The sequence below is a fragment of the Dyella humicola genome, from assembly GCF_026283945.1.
Lineage (GTDB): Bacteria > Pseudomonadota > Gammaproteobacteria > Xanthomonadales > Rhodanobacteraceae > Dyella > Dyella humicola.
This window is the reverse complement of sequence record NZ_JAPDPC010000001.1, coordinates 1,820,858-1,841,271: the sequence shown is the minus strand read 5'-3', so window position 1 is coordinate 1,841,271 and position 20,414 is coordinate 1,820,858. Positions and strand designations below refer to the sequence as shown.

Sequence of the window (20,414 nt, the reverse complement as noted above, 5' to 3'; positions counted from 1 at the left end):
GCAACGACGCAAGCTCGCCCGGCCGGGTGAGCGCGTCGTGGCCAAAGGTCTCGCCGGGCTACCGATCCCTGACGGTGATCGGTGGGCCATCCACGCCATGAAGCCGGGGCTTCAAGTCTGTTGACGTGGATTCCTCTGGAATCGCAAGCCGAGACGGCATGCGAGTGGGGTGAGGATGGCTACTCCCCAATGACAATGCCTGCCATGGTAGCCGCGGCGGTGTGGCCAGACAAGTTCGGGCCATCCGGTGCGCCGCTGGATCCTATCCTTCGCTGGGATGACGGACGGAGGTAATTCTGGCGTTACTCAGTGCGCGGCTCGTTCGCTCAGCATGGCATCGAGATCGTAGGCACCTGCCGTGCGCCCGCTGAGCCAGTGCGCCGCTTCCAATGCGCCACGAGCAAAGATGGCGCGATCCGTGGCGCGATGCGCCAGTTCCACGCGCTCGCCCTGCCCCATCAGCAAGGCAACGTGCTCGCCGACGATATCGCCACCACGTACAACCGCAAAACCGATCGTGCCGTGCGCGCGCGGACCGGTACGCCCCTCGCGCGCGTAGACGGCGCTTTCCGCAAGCGTGGTATTTCGTCCATCCGCAGCAGCCTCGCCCAACGCCAGCGCGGTCCCCGAAGGAGCATCTTCCTTGCGATTGTGATGTGCCTCGATGATGTCGAGGTCCCAATCGGGCAGCGCCGCGGCGGCCTCCCGCAGCAAGCGGGTCAGCACGGCGACACCGAGGCTGAAATTGGCGGCACGCAACAGCGCGATGCGTTGTGCCGACGACGCCAGTCGCTGGCTGAAGGTCGCATCGACACCGGTGGTGCCGGTGACCAGGGCCACCCCATGCGACTCGCAATAGGTCAACGCCTCGGCCAGCCCCGCCGGACCGCTGAAGTCGATCACCACATCAAGCGCGTTGGCGCTCGGCCAACCATGCGTGAAGCGCAAGCTGTCGTCACCCACGTAGACCGGTTGGCCCCTATGAGATGAGTCCGGTGACGTGATGGCCGCGACCAGGACGAAGCGCGCGTCGCCCTTGATCAAGCCGAGCAAGGATTGCCCCATGCGGCCAGTGGCGCCATTGATGGCGAGTCGAACGGGACGGCTCATGCGTGGACTCCTTTCGGGCGCAGCAGCAAAGACGGAAGCCGCGATGCTAACGGCAGCCAGGAGCGGCGTACACGGGAAAGGCCGCATGGAAGCGCCTTCCCCGGTCGGGGAAGGCGCATGCATTTACGAAGTGACGCGCGACCAGAACTGCTTGACGCCATCGACCCAGGACTTGGCACGCGGCGTGTGCTGATGAGCATCGCCATCGGAGAACGTGGCCTCGAGCTGCTCGAGCAGGTCGCGCTGCTCCTTGGTCAAACGCACCGGCGTCTCCACCACGACACGGCAGATCAGGTCGCCGGTACGACTGCTGCGCACCGACTTCACGCCACGTCCACGCAAGCGGAACAGCTGACCCGTCTGCGTTTCCGGCGGAATCGTGATGGGCACCTCGCCTTCCAGCGTGGGCACCTGCAGCTCGGCGCCCAAGGCAGCCTGCGAGAAACGGATCGGCAGCTCGCAATGCAGGTCGTTGCCGTCTCGCTGGAAGATCGCATGCTCGCGCACGCGCACTTCCACATACAGGTCGCCCGCTTCGCTTCCGGCCGGACCGGCTTCGCCCTGTCCCGCCAGACGGATGCGGTCGCCGTTGTCCACGCCCGCGGGGATGTTCACCGACAAGGCGCGTGTTTCTTGCAGGCGGCCTTCGCCGTCGCATTCCTTGCAGGGCTTCTCGATGGCCTGGCCACTGCCACCGCAATGCGGGCAGGCCTGCTGGATCGAGAAGATGCCGTTCTGCATGCGAACACGGCCGTGACCCTGGCAGGTACGGCACTGCACGGTCTTGCCGTCCGCCGAGCCCGAGCCGTTGCAATGGTGGCAATTGACCTGGGTCGGAATCTCGAACTTGCGCTCGACGCCAAACACGGCTTCCTCGAGATCAAGCTCCATGATGTAGCGCAGGTCCGAGCCACGGCGCGCACGACCGCGGCCGCCGCCCATGCCGAAAATGTCGCCAAAAATATCGCCGAAGATGTCGCCCATGTCGCCGAAGCCGGCACCACCACGACCACCACCCATGCCGTGCTCGAAGGCGGCATGGCCGTGCTGGTCGTACATCGCACGCTTCTGCGGATCGGACAGGATTTCGTAGGCCTCTTTGGCCTCTTTGAATTTTTCCTGCGCGTGCGGATCGTCCGGGCAACGGTCGGGGTGGAACTTCATCGCCAGCCGGCGGAAGGACTTCTTCAGCTCGGCCTCGGTGACCGTGCGTTCGACGCTCAGGATTTCGTAGTAATCACGCTTGCTCATTGTTGCATCCGACATAGACCGCTCTTTCACATGAATCGCGCGATCCATGTCTCCTCAGCAAACAGCCCGCGCCTGGGTCGAGTCCCGGGCGCGGGCTGCGTTAGATCGGCAGCGCCGACCGGGACATCTTACTTCTTGTCGTCCTTGACTTCAGTGAACTCGGCATCGACCACATCGTCCTGGTGGCCGCCGGCCGGACCCTGCGGGCCGGCCTGGTGCGCGCCGGCATCCGCCTGGCCGCCGCCCTGGGCTGCTGCGTACAGCGCCTGGGCGACCTGCTCGAGCTTCTCGATCTTGGACTCGATCGCCGCCTTGTCGTCGCTGTCCTTGACCTTTTCCAGGTCGGACAAGGCGCCTTCGATGCTGCTGAGCTGATCAGGCGGCACCTTGCCGCCGTGCTCCTTCAGTGCGCTGCGGGTGGCGTGCACGAGCTGGTCGGCCTTGTTGCGGGTGCTGACCAGCTCGTGGAACTTCTTGTCCTCTTCCTTGTTCGCCTCGGCGTCCGCGACCATGCGGTTGATCTCATCCTCGGACAGGCCCGAGCCGGCCTTGATCTCGATCTTGGTTTCCTTGCCGGTCTTCTTGTCCTTGGCCGACACATGCAGGATGCCGTTGGCGTCGATGTCGAAGGTGACCTCAATCTGCGGCATGCCGCGCGGTGCTGCGTCGATGCCCTGCAGGTCGAACTTGCCCAGCGACTTGTTCGCGCTGGCGCGCTCGCGCTCACCCTGCAACACGTGCACGGTCACCGCGGTCTGGTTGTCATCGGCGGTGGAGAACACCTGCGAGGCCTTGGTCGGCACGGTGGTGTTCTTCTCGATCAGCTTGGTCATCACGCCGCCCATCGTCTCGATACCGAGCGACAGCGGGGTCACGTCCAACAGCAGCACGTCCTTCACGGTGCCGCCCAGCACGCCACCCTGGATCGCGGCGCCGACAGCGACGGCCTCGTCCGGGTTGACGTCCTTGCGCGGCTCTTTGCCGAAGAAGTCCTTCACCGACTCCTGCACCTTGGGCATGCGCGTCTGGCCACCGACCAGGATCACGTCCTGAATATCGGACACGCGCAGGCCGGCGTCATTCAAGGCGGTGCGACACGGGTCGATGGTGCGCTTGACCAGGTCTTCCACCAGCGCCTCGAGCTTGGCGCGGGTGAGCTTGATGTTGAGGTGCTTGGGACCGGAGGCATCGGCCGTGATGTACGGCAGGTTCACTTCGGTCTGATGGCTGGTCGATAGCTCGATCTTCGCGCGCTCGGCGGCATCCTTCAGACGCTGCAGGGCTAGCGGATCCTTACGCAGGTCCATGCCCTGGTCCTTCTTGAACTCCTCGACCAGGTAGTCGATGACGCGCATGTCGAAATCTTCGCCACCCAGGAAGGTGTCGCCGTTGGTGGCCAGCACTTCGAACTGCTTCTCGCCGTCGACTTCGGCGATCTCGATGATCGACACGTCGAAGGTGCCGCCGCCAAGGTCGTACACCGCGATCTTGCGATCGCCGCCCTTCTTGTCCAGGCCATAGGCCAGCGCGGCCGCGGTCGGCTCGTTGATGATGCGCTTGACGTCCAGGCCCGCGATGCGGCCGGCGTCCTTGGTGGCCTGGCGCTGGCTGTCGTTGAAGTAGGCCGGCACCGTGATCACGGCTTCCGTGACCGGCTCGCCGAGATAGTCTTCGGCGGTCTTCTTCATCTTCATCAGCACCTTGGCCGAGATCTCCTGCGGAGCCATCTTCTTGCCATCGGCGGTCTGCACCCAGGCGTCGCCGTTCTCGTGGGCCACGATGCCGTAGGGAACGATGTGCAGGTCTTTCTGCACTTCAGCGTCGGTGAACTTGCGGCCGATCAGGCGCTTCACCGCGTAGAAGGTGTTCTTGGGGTTGGTCACGCTCTGGCGCTTGGCCGGCGCGCCCACCAGGACTTCGTTGTCCTTGGTGAAGGCCACGATGGACGGGGTGGTGCGATCGCCCTCCGAGTTCTCGATGACCTTCGCCGTGGTGCCATCCATCACGGCGACGCACGAGTTGGTCGTGCCCAGATCGATACCGATGATTTTGCCCATGTTTGTCTACTCCCGAATGCTTTTTAGCGACCCCTCGGCCGCAACTGGTTTCCAGATGGGGCCCGACGCCTGGCATCTCAATGCCGGCAAGACCTCCGATGCTACTGCCTAGGCCCGAAGGGGACGCGGTTCAGGCGTCCTCGACCTCCGGCAAGGCGTCAATCCTTCGCGACCGCTACCAACGCCGGGCGCAACAGTCGATCGTTCAACACATAGCCCTTCTGCAGCACGTTGACCACGGTGTTGGGAGCAGCACCCGGGGCATCAACGATGCTGACGGCGTGGTGCTTTTCCGGATCCAGCGGCTGGCCCAGCGGATCGACCTGGACCAAACCATTGTTCTCGGCAATCTTCAGCAGCGACTTGAGCGTGAGCGAGATACCCTCACGCACCGTGGTGACATCACCGCCCTCCACTTCCAGTCCACGCTCGAGACCGTCGTATACCGGCAGCAGCTCGTTCAACAGCTTTTCGTTGGCAAAGCGGCGGGCTTGCTCTACATCACGCTGCAGGCGGCGGCGCTGGTTCTCGATCTCGGCCTTTTCGCGCAGCACGGTGTCACGCAGCTCGCTGTTGCCAGCCTCGAGCTCGGCGACGCGCGCCTTGAGTGCGTCCAGTTCGGCCTGGGGCGACTCGCCCTGTGCCTCGTTCGGTGCCTGTGGATCGTTGCTCTGCATGAATAACTCCAAGCCTTATCCGTGGCCGGCGCCCCAGGGCACCAACCGTCAACAAATTCTGCGGGTAAATCCCGCCTCCCGGGCGCGTTATAGGGTCGTGGCGGCGCGATTCAAGGCGTCGCTGAGCAAACTGGCCGTTGCCTGTACCACCGGGATCACCCGCTCGTAGGCCATCCGGGTGGGGCCAATGACGCCTACCGCCCCCAACACGCGCCCCTGCGCGCCGTAGCTGGCCGTCACCACGCTGCAGCCATCCAACGCGGCGAAACCCGATTCCTCGCCGATGAAAAGGCGCACGCCGGGCGCTTTGGAGCAGACCTCCATCAACTGGAGCAGCTCGTTCTTCTTCTGGAATGCCTCAAACAATTCGCGCAGGCGCTCCAGGTTGGCCAGCTCGGAATAACCCATGAGGTTGGTTTGCCCGCTGACCAGGACGTCGTCGCTCTCCTCGGTCTGCGGCGCAAACGAAGCGGCTGCCAACTCCACGGCACTGGACAGCAGCTGGTTGAGCTCCCCGCTCGTCTCGCGCAGTTCGCGCAGCAAATGGGCGCGGATATCGTCCAGGCGCAGACCGGCGTACTGGCTGTTGAGGTAGTTGGCGGCCTGCTCCAGTTCGCGACCGTCGAGGGGCTTGGCCAGCTGAACGATGCGGTTCTGCACCTGGTTGTCCGAAAACACCAGGATCACCAGCACGCGACTGTCCGGCAGCGGCACGAAGTCGATATGACGCAGCGGAAAATCAACCTGCCGCGGCACTGTGACCACACCCGCAAAGTGAGTCATCGCCGATAGGAGGGATGACACGTTGCCGAGCAGATCGCGCGTGGTGGTGGGCCCCGGGGGCAACTCGCGGCGCAGGCGGGCCATCTCGTCCTGCGGCAACGGGTGCAACTCGATGAGGCTGTCCACGAACAGGCGCAGGCCGCGTGGCGTGGGTACGCGCCCCGCCGACGTATGCGGCGAGGCGACCAGGCCCGCCTCTTCCAGGTCGGCCATGATGTTGCGGATGGTGGCCGGACTGACGTCCAATCCGGATGAGCGCGACAGGGTGCGCGAGCCCACCGGCTCGCCGTCGGCCAGATATTGGGCGATCAATGTGCGCAGCAGGCGTCGCGCGCGGGCATCGAGTTCGTGGCCGAAGGAAAGAGGCATGCTGTAGCAATCCGTGAGATAGACAAGAAATAAGGTCTGCCGCGCCCGCGCGCAAGCCCGGACACGGTCAACCGGCCCAACCAACCGCTACAATCCACCGACTTCACCATACCCTCGCCCATGCTTACTTCGCTCTACGTCCGCCATTTTGCCGTCGTTGAAGAAGCCGAGATCGCCTTCGGCCCGGGCCTTACCGTCGTCAGCGGCGAGACGGGTGCCGGTAAATCCCTGCTGGTCGATGCCCTGATGTTGCTGGCCGGCGCCCGTGCCGACAGCGGGATGGTGCGCGCCGGCAGCGATCGGGCCGAACTCACCGCCGAGTTCAGCCTGGACGACCTGCCCGAAGCCCGTGCCTGGCTAAAGCGCGAAGAGCTGGACGAGGATGACACCTGCCAGCTCCGACGGGTCATCCGTGCCGAAGGCAGCTCGCGCGCCTGGATCAACGGCCGCCCCGCCAACGCCAGCCAGCTGGGCGATCTGGCCACCCTGCTGGTCGAGATCCATGGACAGCACGAACATCAGGCCCTGCTGTCGCGCGCCCATCAGCTGGAACTGCTCGACGCCTATGCGGGCAACGAAACGCTGGTCGGGCAGATTCGCGAACTGGCCCAGCAGTGGCGTGAACTGGGCGCCCGCATCCGCAAGCTCAGCGGTGGCGATGATCGCGAACAGCGCATCGAGCTGCTGGGCCACGAGCTGGGCGAGCTGGACAAATGGGCCCTCCCCGCTGCCGAACTGACCGAGCTGGAAGCCAGCCACAAGCGACTGGCCAATGCTGGCCGCCTCGCCGAAGGTGCCAGTGGCGTGGTCGAGCTGCTGGATGGCGACAGCGATTTCGCCCTGCGTCGCGCGCTGAGCCGGGCCCATATGGAGCTGGGCAAGCTGGCGGCCCTGGACGACAAGCTGGCGCCCGTGTTGGAGCTGCTCGACAACGCCTCGATCCAGCTCACCGAAGCCGCCGACGGCCTGGGCCGCTACGCACAGGATGTCGATCTGGACCCCGCCCGCTATGCCGACGTCGATACTCACCTGACCCGTTTGCACGAGCTATCCCGGCGCCACCGTGTGTCCGCGGTCGAACTGCACGACAAGGCATCGGCGTTACGTGCCGAGCTCACCGAACTAGAAGGTGCAGGCGATGCGCTCGAACAGCTCGCTCTGAAGCGAGAGCAGCTGCAAAAGAACTACGACGCTAGCGCGTCCAAGCTCAGCGCATCGCGCCGCGATGCCGCCACGCGCCTGGGTAGCGAGGTGAGCGTGCTGATGGCCGAGCTCGGCATGAGCGGTGGCCGTCTCGTGGTCGAGCTGGAAGCATCGACCGAGCATGAGCCCGATGCCCAGGGCCGCGAACGCTGCGAACTCCTGGTCAGCGCAAACCCCGGTCAGCCGCCGCGCCCACTGCGCAAGGTCGCGTCGGGCGGCGAACTGGCCCGCATCAGCCTGGCCATCGAAGTGGCGACGCTGGGCAAGGACACGGTTGGCACCATGGTCTTCGACGAGGTTGATACCGGCATCGGCGGCGCCGTAGCCGAAGTCGTCGGCCAGAAACTGCGCGCCCTGGGCGGGCAACGCCAGGTGCTGTGCGTCACCCACTTGCCGCAGGTTGCCGCGCAGGGCCATGCACATCTGCGCGTCAGCAAGGCCAGCGACGGCGAGTCCACCCGCACGCAAATCGAGAAGCTGGATGCCGGCGGACGCCGCGACGAGCTGGCGCGCATGCTGGGCGGCGTCGAGATCACCCGTGAAACACGCGCCCACGCCAAGCAGATGCTGGATCGCGCGCAGGCCTGAGTTCTGGCCCCCTCTCCCCTTGGGGGAGAGGGGGAAATCAGGCGCGTCGCGGAAGCATGCCGCGCTCAGTCGCCATGCGGTAGAGATCCAGCTCCGAACCAGCTCCCAGTTTGCCCATCAGGCTGGCGCGGTGGATGTAGACCGTCTTCTGGCCAATGCCCAGTTCGCCGGCCACCTGCTTGGGCGCTCGACCGGCGGCCAGCAGCAGGAACACCTCGCGTTCGCGCGCGGTCAGGCGGTGAATCGGATCCAGCCCCTCGCTCGGTCGCTCAGCGCGACGGCGGCGCAGATCGGAGCTGAGGAAGCATTCGCCCTGCATCACGGCGCGCAGGCCGGCCACCAATTCCTCCGGCGCCACACCCTTGGTCACGTAGCCACTGGCGCCGCGGCGCAGCGCCTCTGATACGTAAGGTTCACCGTCATGCATGCTCAGCACCACGATGCGCGTGTCCACCGCGACGCTACGCAAATGCTCGATCAGCGGCAGCCCACTGCCGTCGGGCAGTGAGAGATCGAGCGCCACGAGGTCTGGTCGTCGCAAACCAACCGCTTCCACCGCATCATCGGCGCAGCGGCACTCCGCCACCACCTCGAGATCCGGTTCCAGTTCGATCAGCCGCTTGAACCCCTCGCGGACGATGGCGTGGTCATCGACCAAAACAATGCTGTACATGGCGACATGTATAGCAGTCCCGATGATGGCCGCCTATACCCCTGCGCATATCAGCTGGCGGGCGCCATGTAACATCCCGCGCATGCCATCGAAATCATCGTCACTCCCCGGTTCCACCCTCATGCTCGGGCTCGGCTATTTCCTGCTCTGGCTACTGCTGTGGCCGACCGAACAGCCCTACTGGATGCTGCCTTACGGTCTTCGCTTCGGCGCGCTGTTGTTGTCGCCCATGCGCATGTGGCCTTGGCTGCTGGGTGCTGAGTTCGCGGCGACCGGGTTGATTGGCATTGCCCATGGCCTGCCCTTGGGCTGGCTGGGCTTCTTTTTGGGCGAGTTTCCCGAACCCATCGTGGTGACGATCTGCCTGTGGCTGATGCGACGGGCCAACCTCCATGCCAGCCTGCGTGACCCGGAGGACGTTGCCCGCCTGCTGCTCTCGGCAGCCTTCACCGTAGCCGCCACCACCGCCACCGACGCCATTCTGCTTGCCCTCGTGCACGCCAGCCCAACCTCGGACCTGTTGGTCCAGGCGATGGGCCAGGATCTGCTGGGCAACTACGTGGGCGTGCTGCTGGTCGTCCCGTTGCTGGTCATGCTGCTGCGGGCACGACTGCGCAAGCGCGCCTTGGGCAGCCTGTTGATGGACGGCCTGCTGGTGCTGCTGCCATCGCTGGCGATCCTGATGGTGTTGTCCTCGCATGGCGCGCCGCAGCCCCAGTTCGCTCGGGTGCTGTCGCTGGCGCCGGTGCTGTTCTTCGCCTTCCGGCACGGCTGGCGCGGCGCCAGCCTGGCCATGCTGATTTCCAGCCTCGGCATGACCGTGGTCGATCACATATCGGGCCACGGAGCCCCTGGCGCCGCCGGCGAGCTGTTCCTGGCCGTGGCCGGCACCGGTGCCTTGATGCTTGGCTCGGCCACCGACGCGCTGCGGCGCAGCAGTGAGCGTGTCGCCGAGCAGAACGTCTATCTCGCGGCGGTCAATCGACGCCTGGACCATCTCGCACGCCAGCTACGCGACGCCGCACGCGGCAACTTGCAGGCCGAGGAAAACCAACGCCGCCACATGGCCGCCGAGCTGCATGACGAACTGGGGCAGAACCTCACTGCCATCCAGACCCACGTAAAGCTGGCGCAATCACGCCTGGCGCAGGCCGGTATGGACGATATCGGCATCTCGATCAACGCCATCCTCGGTCATATGCGACGCGCGCTGCACCGGTTGCTGGACGACCTGCGCCCCGCCGTACTGGATGAGTTCGGCCTGCTGCGTGCGTTGGATGAGGGGCCGATCCGCGATCTGCTCAACGCCGCGGGTGTCGCCTACCACACCGAGTTGCACGGGGATCCGCGCCTGCTCGACGACGACACCCGCACGGTGATCTATCGCCTCGTGCAGGAGAGCGCCACCAACGCCGTCAAGCACGCCCAGGCGGACATGTTCCAGCTGCGCCTTCGTATCGGCGAGCGACAAGGTGTCGCGATGGCCCTGCTCGACATCAGGGATAACGGCATTGGCCTGCCAGCGCGCATGCCGCGTGGTGGCAGGGGCATGCAGGGCATGCGTGATCGGGTGACCTCATTGGGCGGTCTGTTCCGCGTGCGCCCCGAATCGCAGGGGGTCCACCTGCGCATTTTGTTGCGCAGCAGCACAAGTATTGCTGATTTGTCGCGGGCTTAGAGCACAGGCATAGGAAATTTTCTGATACCCGCTTCGTGAAGGGTTCGTTAGTCTCGGTTCATCGATGTGGGGGAGCCACCATCGCAAGATGGTGAGCCATGTCAACCGTGGGGACGGTGGGCATGAAGGACGGCAGGATGCCGTTCGCCGGAGTCGGTGGCATATCCAGGTTGAGCGAGCAACTCGCCTTCATATGGAGCCATCCGGTAACGGATCAGCCGTTGGGTGGACAGGAGTCCTCCCGCGGCTTTTTTTATGGGCGAACGCCGACGCGCTTCGCCAAAGAAAAAGGCCGGCAACGCGCCCGCTGCCGCCCCTCTATTCGATGCCTTGATGGGGCCTTACTTGGTCCGGTGCTTCGGACGCACGTAGAGCACCAGGCTGTGATCCTCGATAACGTAACCGTGGCGTGCCGCAATTTCGTGCTGTAGCCGCTCGATCTCCTCGCTCACGAACTCAATCACTTTTCCGCTGTCCACATCGATCATGTGGTCATGGTGTTTGCCGCGATCCAGTTCGTAGACGGCCTGACCACCCTCGAAGTTGTGCTTGACGACGATGCCGGCTGCCTCGAACTGGGTCAGCACGCGGTACACCGTCGCCAGGCCGATGTCTTCCTGGTGGGACAGCAGGCGCTTGTAGATGTCTTCGGCCGTGAGGTGGTGAGCCTCCTCGTCTTCGAAGATCTGCAGGATGCGCATGCGCGGGTGCGTCACCTTGAGGCCGGCTTTGCGTAGTTCTTTGGTTTCCTGTTCCATAGCAAACTCCACGCACACGGCGCCACGGGGCCGTTAGTGTATCATCCGACACCTTTACGATCCGGACGCAACACGCATGCAAAAGCTGATTCGCACGCTGGGTTTTGCCATGCTGGCCCTTTCTTTGGCCAGCTGCCGTCTTATCTATACCCCAGACGTGTACCAGGGCAACCTGCTCGACAAAAAAACCGTGGATCAGCTGCAGCCCGGCATGACCAAGCGTCAGGTGCAGGTGTTGATGGGTTCCCCGTCGGTGAACTCGCCGTTTAGCCAGAACCAATGGAACTACGTTTCCACCCAGCAGCACCGTGGCGGCCCGGTCAAGATCCGCACGCTGACGCTGACCTTCAACAACGACGCCCTGGTCCGCACCGATGGCGACTTCTTTGCCGAAGACGCGCAGAAGCTGGTGAACGACACCAAGAAGTACCACGCCAGCTACCCGGTCGATGAAACCTCCGGTGACAAGAGCACGGGTGGTGGCTCGGACAAGAAGGACAGCGGCAAGGACGGTGGCGGCAACTGACGTCGCGATGTCGGCGCCGAATCAGCCCTCGTGGGCTCGGCGCCGGCGTGCTTCCTTCGGATCGAGCGTGAGCGGCCGGTAGATCTCCACTCGGTCACCCTCGCCTAGCACCTGTTCCGGCGCTGCCTTGCGGGAGAAAACGCCTAGGCTCGCCGGGTCGATCACCAGTCCTGCAACCGCTTGGGCGATGCCTGAAGCCTCGATCGCCTGCATCACCGTACTACCCGCCGGCAAGGTCAGGCGGCGAACGAACTGGCGTTCCGGCTCGGCGTAGACCACGTGGACGGTGATCTGCTCAGCCATAGGTGCGCTCAGCCTCGCGGCAAAAGTCGTCCACCATACGGCCGGCAAGTCCCTGGAAGCCCAGCTTGAGCGCCGTGCCACCAAGACGTCCGGCATAATCGAAGTCCAGCGCAAAGGACACCTTGCAGCCCGCGTCGCCTAGTGCGATGAACTCCCACAGGCCGTCGAGGCTGCGGAAAGGTCCATCCACCAGGTTCATGTGCAGCCGTTGCGGACGCGCCGTGGTGTTGCGCGTAGTGAAGCTCTGCCGAAAGCCGGCGTACTTGAGATCCAGCCGCGCCACCAGCACATCTTCCCCACGCTCGAGAATCTCGGCGGCGACACACCAGGGGAAACGCTTTGGGTATGCTTCGACTTCGTTTACCAGGTCGAACATCTGGGCCGGCGAATATCGCACCAGGGCGCTGCGGCGGATTTCGATCACATCAGCCTCTTTTGGAATCATCTGGATCCAGGCCACACGGCAGGATCATCATCAGGGCAAGCAGCCCGAAGTTTAACGGACATGGCCAAGGCTAAGGACAAAGACAAGAACGCTGGCGGCACCATCGCGCTCAACAAGCGCGCGCGCCACGAGTACCACATCGACCAGCGCTTCGAGGCCGGGCTTGAGCTGCAGGGCTGGGAGGTGAAGTCACTGCGTGCCGGTCGCATCAATTTCGGCGACAGCTACGCCATGGTCCTCAGGAGCGAGATTTTCCTGATCGGCACTTCCATTCCGCCGCTGATCAGTGCCTCCACGCACGTCGTAGCGAACGATCGCCGCACGCGCAAATTGCTGCTGCATCGCGCGGAGATCGACACGCTGATTGGCGCCGTCGAGCGCAAGGGCTACACCCTCATCCCCATGGCCCTGTATTGGAAGGGCAACAAGGTGAAGGTGGAAATCGGTCTCGCCAAGGGCAAGCAGGATCACGACAAGCGCGACGCCGAGAAAGAACGCGACTGGCAGCGCGAGAAACAGCGCACCATGCGTGCGCACAATAAAGCCTGAGGTATCGCTCGTCGTTTAGACGAGCGACATGCTCATCGCATCGACCGCCGTGCTGAAACCGAAACGCTCGTAAAGTGCGCGCGCCTGAGGTTCGGTGCGCAGGCTCAATACATCCACGCCCTGCTCGCGCGCCGCCGCCCCCACGGCGGACAGCAAGGCAAGCGCGATGCCTGCCTTGCGATTCACCGGTTTCACATAGACGTTGTGCAGATGCCAGCCTACGCCCCGCGGGTAATGCGCCGATGGCATGCGCGGATACGGATTTACTGCCGTGCAACCCACGATGCGACCGTCCAGCTCCGCCAGCCAGACGTGCAAGCGGCCATCGGCCAAGGCATCGTCGATCCAGCTGCGCAAATAGTCCGCGAAGCCGTCCTCCAGCTGCTGCCCGATTTCCTCGAGAAACGTGCAGCGCAGGTCAGTCATCAGGCCAGCATCGGACAGTCCCGCCAAACGGATACGCAGCATGTCCCCTTCCCTTTGATGGTCCCCGCGCCAACGATAGATGCTGCGGAACCGCCGTGCGCGGCCTTGATGTATCCGCGCAAACCTCCATATACTGCCTGACCAGCAATACGATCTTCCCCGGGGGTGTCCTGGCTTCGACGGGGGTAGTGAGATGGCTTGGTGCATGCCGAGGGGGCAGCTTTCCTCGTTAATCCAGCGGCAAACTTATAGTTGCCAACGACGACAACTACGCTCCCACCGCTCTCGCCGCCTAATACGCTGCGATAACGGCATGGTCGCTTAAGACCGAGCCCCAAACCTACTTGTGTCTGTGCTCGTAGCAATTTGGGTCACTATCACGGAATCGCCCGAAACTGCCGCCTGTCGGTTAGGGTTAAATCAAGCAGGCTGGCCCTTCGATGCGCTTCGCACATCGTGCTGTCGCGGGGTGAGATCCAACGGTGAGCTAAGCATGTAGTACCGGGCGTCAAACGCCTTCGGACGCGGGTTCGACTCCCGCCACCTCCACCAATAGCAAGACGCCCGGCAAGTGATTGCCGGGCGTTTTTTTGTTGGGTCGTATTCGCCAGCCCCTGCCGTCAGGATCAGTCATCGACTTTTCCAACGGGCCAGGAATACATCAACGCGGGGCCGTCCATGGCCTCCCCTCCACTCGATATTTTTGATCGTCGAGCACCTTTCCATAAAGCTGTTTCACCAGGGGATGGCCTTGCAATCCCCGTGCAACAACGTGCTCGTGCAGCAAGTTCGCGGTCGCCCGGTTGGCACATTTCGCAACGGCGCACCTGGCACGGGATCCCATCTCCGCACATTCATCAAGACGCCATAGATACTTGCGACGTCAGGTTATGCCGTGACACGATTCTCGGCTGGGGGAATACGGTTTGCATTATCGAAGGTGCGCAAGTTTTTGCGCCCGGTTCTCCTGTGCGCCACAAGGAAGCAGGGAGAGCAGCGGATGGCATTCGATCGTGCTCATGGTGTTGGTGCTGGGCGGATACGCAAGTATCCGGCGAAGGATTGTGCGTGGCGTTCGGACGGCCGAAGCGTCGAGGGACCCACTCCAACAGCACCGCCCCACAGCATTGCGCTTGCGCCCCGTGAATCACGCTCGCCCTGCCCTTCGCTTGTCGTTGACTGACACGGGTTCTGCCTTTGCAGCAACGCCGCTCTTTCATGTCATGACTGTCACTGGGGAAAACGATGGAACGGTTCGAGCACGGCAAAGTTGACCAGACGAGTTCGCGCGCCACGCGCATGCGAAGGATCGCGGCGATGGTTCTGGTATCGCTGGGAGGCGTATTTGCCTCCGGCGCCCTCGCAGCACCGACGCAAAGGATCATACCGACGCTGGTGGCGAGCTTGCCCGGAGGGACAGGCTTGAGCTTGCCCAATACGCACCTTGTGCAAGGTAGCGACGGCAATTTCTATGGCGCCGCGAAAAATCGCAACAGTGGCAATGCGGGTGGCGTATTCCGCATCTCGCAGACGGGCAGCTATACCGATTTCTACGACTTTGACCCCAGCCTGAAGTTGCAAGCCCTAGGTGGCGTGATGCAGGCCACCAACGGCCAGCTCTATGGCATGCTGGTCAGCAACGGGGCTGCATCCAATGGCGCGATCTACAGTCTTGCTTTGGGCGGCCAGTTCTCCACCGTGCACAATTTTGGCGCTACAACACAGAGCGGATTCAACGTAATCAACGCTGACGGTTCGCTTCCGGTCGCGAACTTGACGCAGACCCCTGACGGCACGCTTTATGGTGTCGCGCTCTTTGGCGGCGCCTCCGGCGACGGAACGATCTTCTCGGTGAGTCCGACGGGCACATTCTCACTGCTCTATACGTTCGGATCGTCGAGTGCGGTGACAGGCGTTGCACCAAACGGCACGCTCGTCGTCGGTAGTGACGGCAATCTCTACGGTACGACGCGCAATGGCGGGACCAACGACCAGGGAATTATCTATCGTGTGACGCCAGGTGGCGAAGTCACCCAGCTCTTTTCGTTCCCCACGCCAGGTGCAAGCGTCGGATGCGGGTCGGGTGAAGCCGTAAGCAATAACGGCAGCCTCACGGCGGGGCCCAACGGCGTGCTCTTTGGTGCGCTATGTATGGGTGGTTCTAACGGTACGGGTGTGCTGTACAGCTTCAACCCGTCGACGTTGACATTCACGGTGCTGCACGACTTCCCTGCAGGAATGAACGGCAACGTGGGCGGCGCGGGCCCGAACGGTCCACTGGTGCTTGGTGTGGATGGCAACCTCTACGGCACCACCGGTTCGGGCGGCGCCAATGGCAACGGCATCATCTTCGTCATGGGCCAGGACGGATCGTTCAAGACCCTTTATGACTTCAGCGCAACAGGTGCGGCGGACGGTCGTTACCCGTATGCGCTCATGTTGGGCTCCGATAGCTATCTCTACGGCACGACGATCACGGGCGGTGCCAATAATGCTGGCGCCGTCTTCAAAGTGCCGTTCCTGCCGATGAACGACATCGTGCTGACCAACAAGAGCACAGGCAAACTGGACGTACGCCTGATCAACCGGCTGGGCGCACAACAGGTGCTCGAGACGGTGGCCAGCGGCTATTACCCGGTGGCCGTTGCGGACTTCGACGGCGACGGCGTTCCGGACATTCTCTGGACGAGCGCAAAGAACGATCTCTATATGTGGTTAGGTGGCAAGGTTGGCGCGACGGGATTCAAGGCAGTGTACGTTGGCACGTATCCCGCCGGCTGGAGCGTCACGGGTGCGGGTGACATCGACGGCGATGGTGAGGCCGATCTCTACTGGATCGACCCGAGCACGCACCAGTTCGGCTACTGGCTGATGAATGGCGCAAGCATTAAATCCACCTACGCCACCACGTACGCGCCTGGCTACTACCCCATCGCGGAAGGCGACTTTGACGGCGACGGCAAGCTCGACGTGCTGTGGAGCAGCGCCAACAACGATCTGTACATCTGGTACAGCAACGGCGCGTCGATCGGCCAACACTTCAATGCGGCCTATGCGGGAACCTACCCCAGCGGCTGGAAAGTTGTCGGCGCCGCTGACATGGACGGCGATGGCAAGAGCGACCTGGTGTGGATGAAAACCGATGGCACTCAATGGGGCTATTGGCTGATGAACGGCGCGCAGCGCAAGGCCACTGTCGCGGTGTCCAACGCAGGCGCGGCAAACACGTTCATCGTGGGCGTGGATGACTACAACAACGATGGCCTGGCCGACCTGGTGTGGAGTAACGGCAGCAACCTGATCCTGTCGACCAACGCAGGAACGTGTGCCTCGCAATGCACGTTCACCACGACCACGCTCGCGGCACCCGCCGCCGACACCACGGTGTTCAGGAAAAACATCCCCAGCTCTCCGTAATCGACACAGGGAGCGATGGAGCGGGACATGCCCGCTTCATCGCGTCATCGCATGCAGGGGCTCTGCGCATGAACCGGAAACAAAGTTTCACACGGTAGAGAGTTGACTGTTGCCGTCGGGAAGTCTGGAAGACTCGTCAAACTTGAATGGGGGAAATCATGTTCAATCGATACTGCACGGGCAACATTGTTTTGTCGTTCCTGCTCGCCGCCTCTCTGGCGACGGGCGCATACGCCGCGGAACCACCGCGTGCCATGGCGGCTGTCTCAACCACGGTGACTTCACCGGTGGTCAAGTTCGGTACCTTGCCTGCCTTGCAGGTCTCGACGCCTATTCCCGGCAGCACACATGTGCCTGGTGATTTCAACGGCGACGGCACGTCCGACCTGCTCTGGTTTAACCCGATCACAAGTCAGGTTGGCTACTGGACCATGAACGCCACCACCGTAGGCGTACCTTTTTCAGGTGGCGGTGTGACCCGCACCGGCACTCGCACCTACCCGGTAACCCCAGGCTACTTCGTAGGTGCCGTGGGCGACTTCAACAACGACGGCTTCGCCGACCTGGTGTTCACCAGCGCCAATCGCGACCTGTGGCTGTGGACCAATAACCAGCAGGGCGGCTGGACGTCGACGGAAATTGGCACCTATCCCAGCCAGTGGCAGTTGATCGGCGCGGGCGACGTCGACGGCGATGGCTACGACGACCTGTTGTGGCTCGATCCGTCCGAATGCAAATTTGCCTACTGGACGATGAAGGGGGCCGTGCGCACCGGTTACCAGATCATCGATATCGCCTGTGGCTACTACCCCATCGGCATCGGCTATTACCAGCCATCGAACAAGCTGAGCATCCTGTGGACCAGCGCGGCGAACGATCTCTATATCTGGGACAGCATTGGCGCGGGATTCCGATCGTATAACCTGTCGTCCCATGTCGGTAGCCTTGCCAACGTTTGGGCCATTGGCGGCGGCTTCATGGGCAACGGCATGGGCATTGAATTCGTCACGAACGGCATCGCCACAGGTGGCGTCTTTTCACGCATATTCGATGCAAATGGCAACCAGACCGGATTCCAGGGCGGTACGGGTTGGGATGGCGCGGTGCCCACCATGCTTTCCGGTGGTTATCTCATTGAAGGCAACGGAGTGAACGCAACCGCGCTGTACGCGATCAGTCCGGCTACACCATCCATCAGCACGGGAGGCTTGCCGGGTTCCGATCTTCTCTTTTCGGGTAACGGGCCGATATTGCCGGGCCGGGACAGCTGGACCTATCCGGTTGGTTGGTACGTGGTGGGTGCACCAGGTAATGGGACAGCCGCACCGCCGTGGCAATAAAAAGCCTTGCAGGCGTGAGCAAGGGCTGAATGAAAAAGGTTGGCCCCTCGATGTTCCTGTATACAGTTTCGTCGCGGGACAGGCTGTGAGCTCGGCATGACATGCCGCGCATCAAGCGCCTTCGGATGTGGGCTCGACTCCACTACCCGCCCATAGCAAAACGCCCGGCAAGTGATTGCCGGGCGTTCTTGTTTAGGCGTTCATGCCTTGCGAGATAGCGCACGAAGGTACCGACACCCGCGCTTCGAGTTGAACAGAGCAAGTCAGTCTGTCGCCTTGGTTGGCCGGCATCCACACCAAAAGGTTCACACGGCAAATGCGCCGCCGGAGTACCGTCAATGCACTGGGGCATTGAGAGGTCTGGATCATGGCTAATATTTTCGGTACGACCTCGAACGGCTTTGCCTACGAGGGCGAGTACGAGCCCTCGGTCAATGGCAGTGTTCGCTGGATGGCGACGTTTCGCTTCCATGGGATCTACCGTGGCATGAGGCACGGAAGGGTCTTTGACGTGTCCAAGCTCCCCACAGCCGATTTGCAGATCGCGGTTAAAGACGACATTGAGGGCGTTTGGGTTAACGTGCATTAGGGCCGTGGTTTCCAGCGTGGTGGCGACACTTTCCGAGGAAGAGCCGCGAGCAACTCAAGGCGCTCCACGATATCGCTGTACAGCGCGTCACCTGGGTTTAGCCATCCGCAATGTTTCGGATGGTCGATGCGCCCAAGCAAACCCCGGATCAAAAACCGGGTCAGAGTGCTTTTTTAGCAGGCATTTCGAAAATGGGGATGGTGCGGGTTGACTTACTTTTGATCGAGCAGCAGTACGGGCCATCACCACGCATTTAGCCAGCCATCTCTTCGCTCAAATGACGCTCGTCTTCCCGCCATCCATGGGAATCACCGCCCCCGTGACATAGCTCGCCAACGGCGACGCTAGAAACATGGCGACGCTGGCGACCTCCGCAGGCTCGGCCATGCGCCCCATGGGAATTTCCGCAAGTTGCTCGGCGAGAAGTTCATCAGTCGCGCGACCGGTGGCGCGTGAGGAGGCGTTGAGCCCCTCCTGCACACGACCGGTACGCGTGAGGCCGGGATTGATCACGTTGACGCGCACGCCTTGCGCGGCATAGGCGGTGGCGTAGCCGACGGAGGCGAGCATGAGTGCTGCGTTGGCGGCACCGCCGCCGATATGCATGGGGTTTGCCTGGCGTCCACCCTGCCCCACGACGTTGACGATGCTTCCGCGTCCGCGCGCTGACATGCGGCGAATCACCGGATCGATGATATGCATGTAGGTGAAGTATTTGGCCTGCATGGATGCGTGCATGGCATCGGCATGTAACTCGACGACGGGTGTGCGCTTCGCTGCGCCAGCGCAATTGACCAACACATCGATCGGACCGAACTCGTTCTCGATGTACTCGGTCACCATTTGGGCGGCGACGCTATCGGTCAGGTCGGCGGCGGCCACATCCATCTGCAGCCCTTCGCGCTGCAGATCGTGCTGGGCGGCATGCAGGTGCGCGAGGTCGCGCGAGATGCCCACCACTTTCGCACCTTCGCGTGCGAACGCCATCGCGCACGCCAGTCCAATGCCTTTGCTGGCGCCAGTGATGACAACGACACGTCCGGCCAGACCAACATCCATGGATTGCCTCCTTCGTGGATTCGAACGCCATTGAATCATGGCGCCGACCGGGACACGGCGAGGTGATGCCTGTCACCCGCGATGCCTGATGGCCGCCCCTGCCCCGCCGGCCTCGGTCGGCGCAGCATTCCCCCCGGCTTCCAGGCGCCATGGCCCGCCCGGATCACTCGTTCAGCCATATAGGCCATCAGTCATGTTGCGAATTTTCGATCCGCCTGTTGACAGCTCAAGATATGGTGTTATAGTTCACTACAACACCGGTCCACGAGGTCACTAAAGGAGTACAGCCATGAAAGCGAACCTACTAGCACTGACCGCCGCTGCCCTGTTCACCACCGCAGGCCTGGCCGCCATCAACTCCAACTTCAAGATGGTTCCCGTGAGCGAGATCAACGGCGTCCGGGTCATCAACCTGGCCCCCGTCGAAGTCCGCCCGAGCGCCGAAGACTTCCGCGCTGCGGCACTGAGCGAGGCCGGTGTGGCCGCCGTGACGGTCTCACACCTGCTGAGCCCGGCCTCCCCGGCCAACGCAAGTGTGCTCGGGGCCCAGCTGGCCATGCCCTACTATTCGTTCGGCACCACGTTCGGCCGTATCAGCAAGGAATAAACGCAT

General features: G+C 62.8%; 19 protein-coding genes, 1 other RNA gene and 1 riboswitch. Of the genes, 9 read left to right on the top strand and 11 right to left on the bottom strand.

Annotated elements, in window-relative coordinates; all coding sequences use genetic code 11:
- Nucleotides 1-63: 63 nt before the first annotated feature.
- Nucleotides 64-208: riboswitch (yybP-ykoY riboswitch) on the bottom strand.
- 98 nt (nt 209-306) lie between these two features.
- The 5 genes from dapB to hrcA all read right to left on the bottom strand — a co-directional run bounded on the left by dapB (nt 307) and on the right by hrcA (nt 6,247).
- Complete coding sequence (gene dapB / locus OUZ30_RS08200; RefSeq protein WP_266181739.1) at nt 307-1,110, bottom strand: 4-hydroxy-tetrahydrodipicolinate reductase; 804 nt, start codon at nt 1,108-1,110, stop codon at nt 307-309.
- Nucleotides 1,111-1,233: 123 nt separating this feature from the next.
- The gene (dnaJ, locus tag OUZ30_RS08195) at nt 1,234-2,361 is read right to left on the bottom strand and encodes a molecular chaperone DnaJ (protein WP_266181738.1); all 1,128 of its coding nucleotides are present in this window, start codon (nt 2,359-2,361) and stop codon (nt 1,234-1,236) included.
- Between the two features lie 128 nt (nt 2,362-2,489).
- Nucleotides 2,490-4,418, bottom strand: a complete 1,929-nt coding sequence (gene dnaK / locus OUZ30_RS08190) for a molecular chaperone DnaK (RefSeq protein WP_266181737.1) — start codon at nt 4,416-4,418, stop codon at nt 2,490-2,492.
- A 158-nt stretch (nt 4,419-4,576) separates the two neighbouring features.
- Nucleotides 4,577-5,095 (bottom strand): nucleotide exchange factor GrpE, encoded by a 519-nt coding sequence (gene grpE, locus OUZ30_RS08185; protein WP_266181736.1) that lies wholly within the window; start codon nt 5,093-5,095, stop codon nt 4,577-4,579.
- 87 nt (nt 5,096-5,182) lie between these two features.
- Nucleotides 5,183-6,247, bottom strand: a complete 1,065-nt coding sequence (hrcA, locus tag OUZ30_RS08180; RefSeq protein WP_266181735.1) for a heat-inducible transcriptional repressor HrcA — start codon at nt 6,245-6,247, stop codon at nt 5,183-5,185.
- Between the two features lie 120 nt (nt 6,248-6,367).
- On the opposite strand from hrcA, the gene recN reads away from it, so the two are divergent.
- Nucleotides 6,368-8,038: a DNA repair protein RecN gene (recN, locus tag OUZ30_RS08175; protein WP_266181734.1), complete on the top strand. Its 1,671-nt coding sequence runs from the start codon at nt 6,368-6,370 to the stop codon at nt 8,036-8,038.
- A gap of 37 nt (nt 8,039-8,075) precedes the next feature.
- Here recN and OUZ30_RS08170 read toward each other — a convergent pair whose 3' ends face one another.
- The gene (locus OUZ30_RS08170) at nt 8,076-8,711 is read right to left on the bottom strand and encodes a response regulator transcription factor (RefSeq protein ID WP_266181733.1); all 636 of its coding nucleotides are present in this window, start codon (nt 8,709-8,711) and stop codon (nt 8,076-8,078) included.
- Nucleotides 8,712-8,793: 82 nt separating this feature from the next.
- Between OUZ30_RS08170 and OUZ30_RS08165 the strand changes: the two genes are divergently transcribed.
- Entirely contained in the window at nt 8,794-10,389 is a 1,596-nt protein-coding gene (locus OUZ30_RS08165) for an MASE1 domain-containing sensor histidine kinase (RefSeq protein ID WP_266181732.1), read from the top strand.
- Between the two features lie 341 nt (nt 10,390-10,730).
- Here OUZ30_RS08165 and fur read toward each other — a convergent pair whose 3' ends face one another.
- Nucleotides 10,731-11,147: a ferric iron uptake transcriptional regulator gene (gene fur, locus OUZ30_RS08160; protein ID WP_266151316.1), complete on the bottom strand. Its 417-nt coding sequence runs from the start codon at nt 11,145-11,147 to the stop codon at nt 10,731-10,733.
- A gap of 76 nt (nt 11,148-11,223) precedes the next feature.
- On the opposite strand from fur, the gene OUZ30_RS08155 reads away from it, so the two are divergent.
- Entirely contained in the window at nt 11,224-11,673 is a 450-nt protein-coding gene (locus OUZ30_RS08155) for an outer membrane protein assembly factor BamE (protein WP_266181731.1), read from the top strand.
- A 21-nt stretch (nt 11,674-11,694) separates the two neighbouring features.
- Here OUZ30_RS08155 and OUZ30_RS08150 read toward each other — a convergent pair whose 3' ends face one another.
- Nucleotides 11,695-11,976: an RnfH family protein gene (locus tag OUZ30_RS08150; RefSeq protein ID WP_266181730.1), complete on the bottom strand. Its 282-nt coding sequence runs from the start codon at nt 11,974-11,976 to the stop codon at nt 11,695-11,697.
- Nucleotides 11,969-12,400 carry a type II toxin-antitoxin system RatA family toxin gene (locus OUZ30_RS08145; protein ID WP_266181729.1) on the bottom strand — a complete coding sequence of 144 codons (432 nt, stop codon included), beginning with the start codon at nt 12,398-12,400 and terminating at the stop codon, nt 11,969-11,971. The genes OUZ30_RS08150 and OUZ30_RS08145 overlap by 8 nt, the downstream gene beginning before the upstream one ends.
- An 81-nt stretch (nt 12,401-12,481) precedes the next feature.
- On the opposite strand from OUZ30_RS08145, the gene smpB reads away from it, so the two are divergent.
- A complete protein-coding gene (smpB, locus tag OUZ30_RS08140) occupies nt 12,482-12,970 on the top strand; it encodes an SsrA-binding protein SmpB (RefSeq protein ID WP_266181728.1) in 489 nt (162 codons plus the stop codon).
- Between the two features lie 15 nt (nt 12,971-12,985).
- Here the strand turns inward: smpB and OUZ30_RS08135 are convergent, their stop codons facing one another.
- Complete coding sequence (locus OUZ30_RS08135; RefSeq protein ID WP_266181727.1) at nt 12,986-13,438, bottom strand: GNAT family N-acetyltransferase; 453 nt, start codon at nt 13,436-13,438, stop codon at nt 12,986-12,988.
- Nucleotides 13,439-13,557: 119 nt separating this feature from the next.
- Here OUZ30_RS08135 and ssrA point away from each other — a divergent pair.
- From ssrA to OUZ30_RS08115, 4 genes are all read left to right on the top strand, one after another.
- Nucleotides 13,558-13,948, top strand: a transfer-messenger RNA (tmRNA) gene (gene ssrA, locus OUZ30_RS08130).
- Nucleotides 13,949-14,641: 693 nt separating this feature from the next.
- Complete coding sequence (locus OUZ30_RS08125; RefSeq protein WP_266181726.1) at nt 14,642-16,813, top strand: choice-of-anchor tandem repeat GloVer-containing protein; 2,172 nt, start codon at nt 14,642-14,644, stop codon at nt 16,811-16,813.
- Nucleotides 16,814-16,971: 158 nt separating this feature from the next.
- Nucleotides 16,972-18,153, top strand: a complete 1,182-nt coding sequence (locus OUZ30_RS08120; protein ID WP_266181725.1) for an FG-GAP repeat domain-containing protein — start codon at nt 16,972-16,974, stop codon at nt 18,151-18,153.
- Between the two features lie 367 nt (nt 18,154-18,520).
- On the top strand, nt 18,521-18,742 hold the full coding sequence (locus tag OUZ30_RS08115) for a TonB-dependent receptor (RefSeq protein ID WP_266181724.1): 222 nt from the start codon (nt 18,521-18,523) through the stop codon (nt 18,740-18,742).
- Nucleotides 18,743-19,015: 273 nt separating this feature from the next.
- Here the strand turns inward: OUZ30_RS08115 and OUZ30_RS08110 are convergent, their stop codons facing one another.
- Nucleotides 19,016-19,801, bottom strand: a complete 786-nt coding sequence (locus tag OUZ30_RS08110) for an SDR family NAD(P)-dependent oxidoreductase (protein ID WP_266181723.1) — start codon at nt 19,799-19,801, stop codon at nt 19,016-19,018.
- 289 nt (nt 19,802-20,090) lie between these two features.
- Between OUZ30_RS08110 and OUZ30_RS08105 the strand changes: the two genes are divergently transcribed.
- Nucleotides 20,091-20,408: a hypothetical protein gene (locus OUZ30_RS08105; protein ID WP_266181722.1), complete on the top strand. Its 318-nt coding sequence runs from the start codon at nt 20,091-20,093 to the stop codon at nt 20,406-20,408.
- Nucleotides 20,409-20,414 lie beyond the last annotated feature (6 nt).

Excerpts from the sequence above, each read along its gene's own strand:
- dapB (WP_266181739.1), bottom strand. The coding sequence starts at position 1,110 with ATGAGCCGTCCCGTTCGACTCGCCATCAATGGCGCCACTGGCCGCATG.
- dnaJ (WP_266181738.1), bottom strand. The coding sequence starts at position 2,361 with ATGAGCAAGCGTGATTACTACGAAATCCTGAGCGTCGAACGCACGGTC.
- dnaK (WP_266181737.1), bottom strand. The coding sequence starts at position 4,418 with ATGGGCAAAATCATCGGTATCGATCTGGGCACGACCAACTCGTGCGTC.
- grpE (WP_266181736.1), bottom strand. The coding sequence starts at position 5,095 with ATGCAGAGCAACGATCCACAGGCACCGAACGAGGCACAGGGCGAGTCG.
- hrcA (WP_266181735.1), bottom strand. The coding sequence starts at position 6,247 with ATGCCTCTTTCCTTCGGCCACGAACTCGATGCCCGCGCGCGACGCCTG.
- recN (WP_266181734.1), top strand. The coding sequence starts at position 6,368 with ATGCTTACTTCGCTCTACGTCCGCCATTTTGCCGTCGTTGAAGAAGCC.
- OUZ30_RS08170 (WP_266181733.1), bottom strand. The coding sequence starts at position 8,711 with ATGTACAGCATTGTTTTGGTCGATGACCACGCCATCGTCCGCGAGGGG.
- OUZ30_RS08165 (WP_266181732.1), top strand. The coding sequence starts at position 8,794 with ATGCCATCGAAATCATCGTCACTCCCCGGTTCCACCCTCATGCTCGGG.
- fur (WP_266151316.1), bottom strand. The coding sequence starts at position 11,147 with ATGGAACAGGAAACCAAAGAACTACGCAAAGCCGGCCTCAAGGTGACG.
- OUZ30_RS08155 (WP_266181731.1), top strand. The coding sequence starts at position 11,224 with ATGCAAAAGCTGATTCGCACGCTGGGTTTTGCCATGCTGGCCCTTTCT.
- OUZ30_RS08150 (WP_266181730.1), bottom strand. The coding sequence starts at position 11,976 with ATGGCTGAGCAGATCACCGTCCACGTGGTCTACGCCGAGCCGGAACGC.
- smpB (WP_266181728.1), top strand. The coding sequence starts at position 12,482 with ATGGCCAAGGCTAAGGACAAAGACAAGAACGCTGGCGGCACCATCGCG.
- OUZ30_RS08135 (WP_266181727.1), bottom strand. The coding sequence starts at position 13,438 with ATGCTGCGTATCCGTTTGGCGGGACTGTCCGATGCTGGCCTGATGACT.
- OUZ30_RS08125 (WP_266181726.1), top strand. The coding sequence starts at position 14,642 with ATGGAACGGTTCGAGCACGGCAAAGTTGACCAGACGAGTTCGCGCGCC.
- OUZ30_RS08120 (WP_266181725.1), top strand. The coding sequence starts at position 16,972 with ATGTTCAATCGATACTGCACGGGCAACATTGTTTTGTCGTTCCTGCTC.
- OUZ30_RS08115 (WP_266181724.1), top strand. The coding sequence starts at position 18,521 with ATGGCTAATATTTTCGGTACGACCTCGAACGGCTTTGCCTACGAGGGC.
- OUZ30_RS08110 (WP_266181723.1), bottom strand. The coding sequence starts at position 19,801 with ATGGATGTTGGTCTGGCCGGACGTGTCGTTGTCATCACTGGCGCCAGC.
- OUZ30_RS08105 (WP_266181722.1), top strand. The coding sequence starts at position 20,091 with ATGAAAGCGAACCTACTAGCACTGACCGCCGCTGCCCTGTTCACCACC.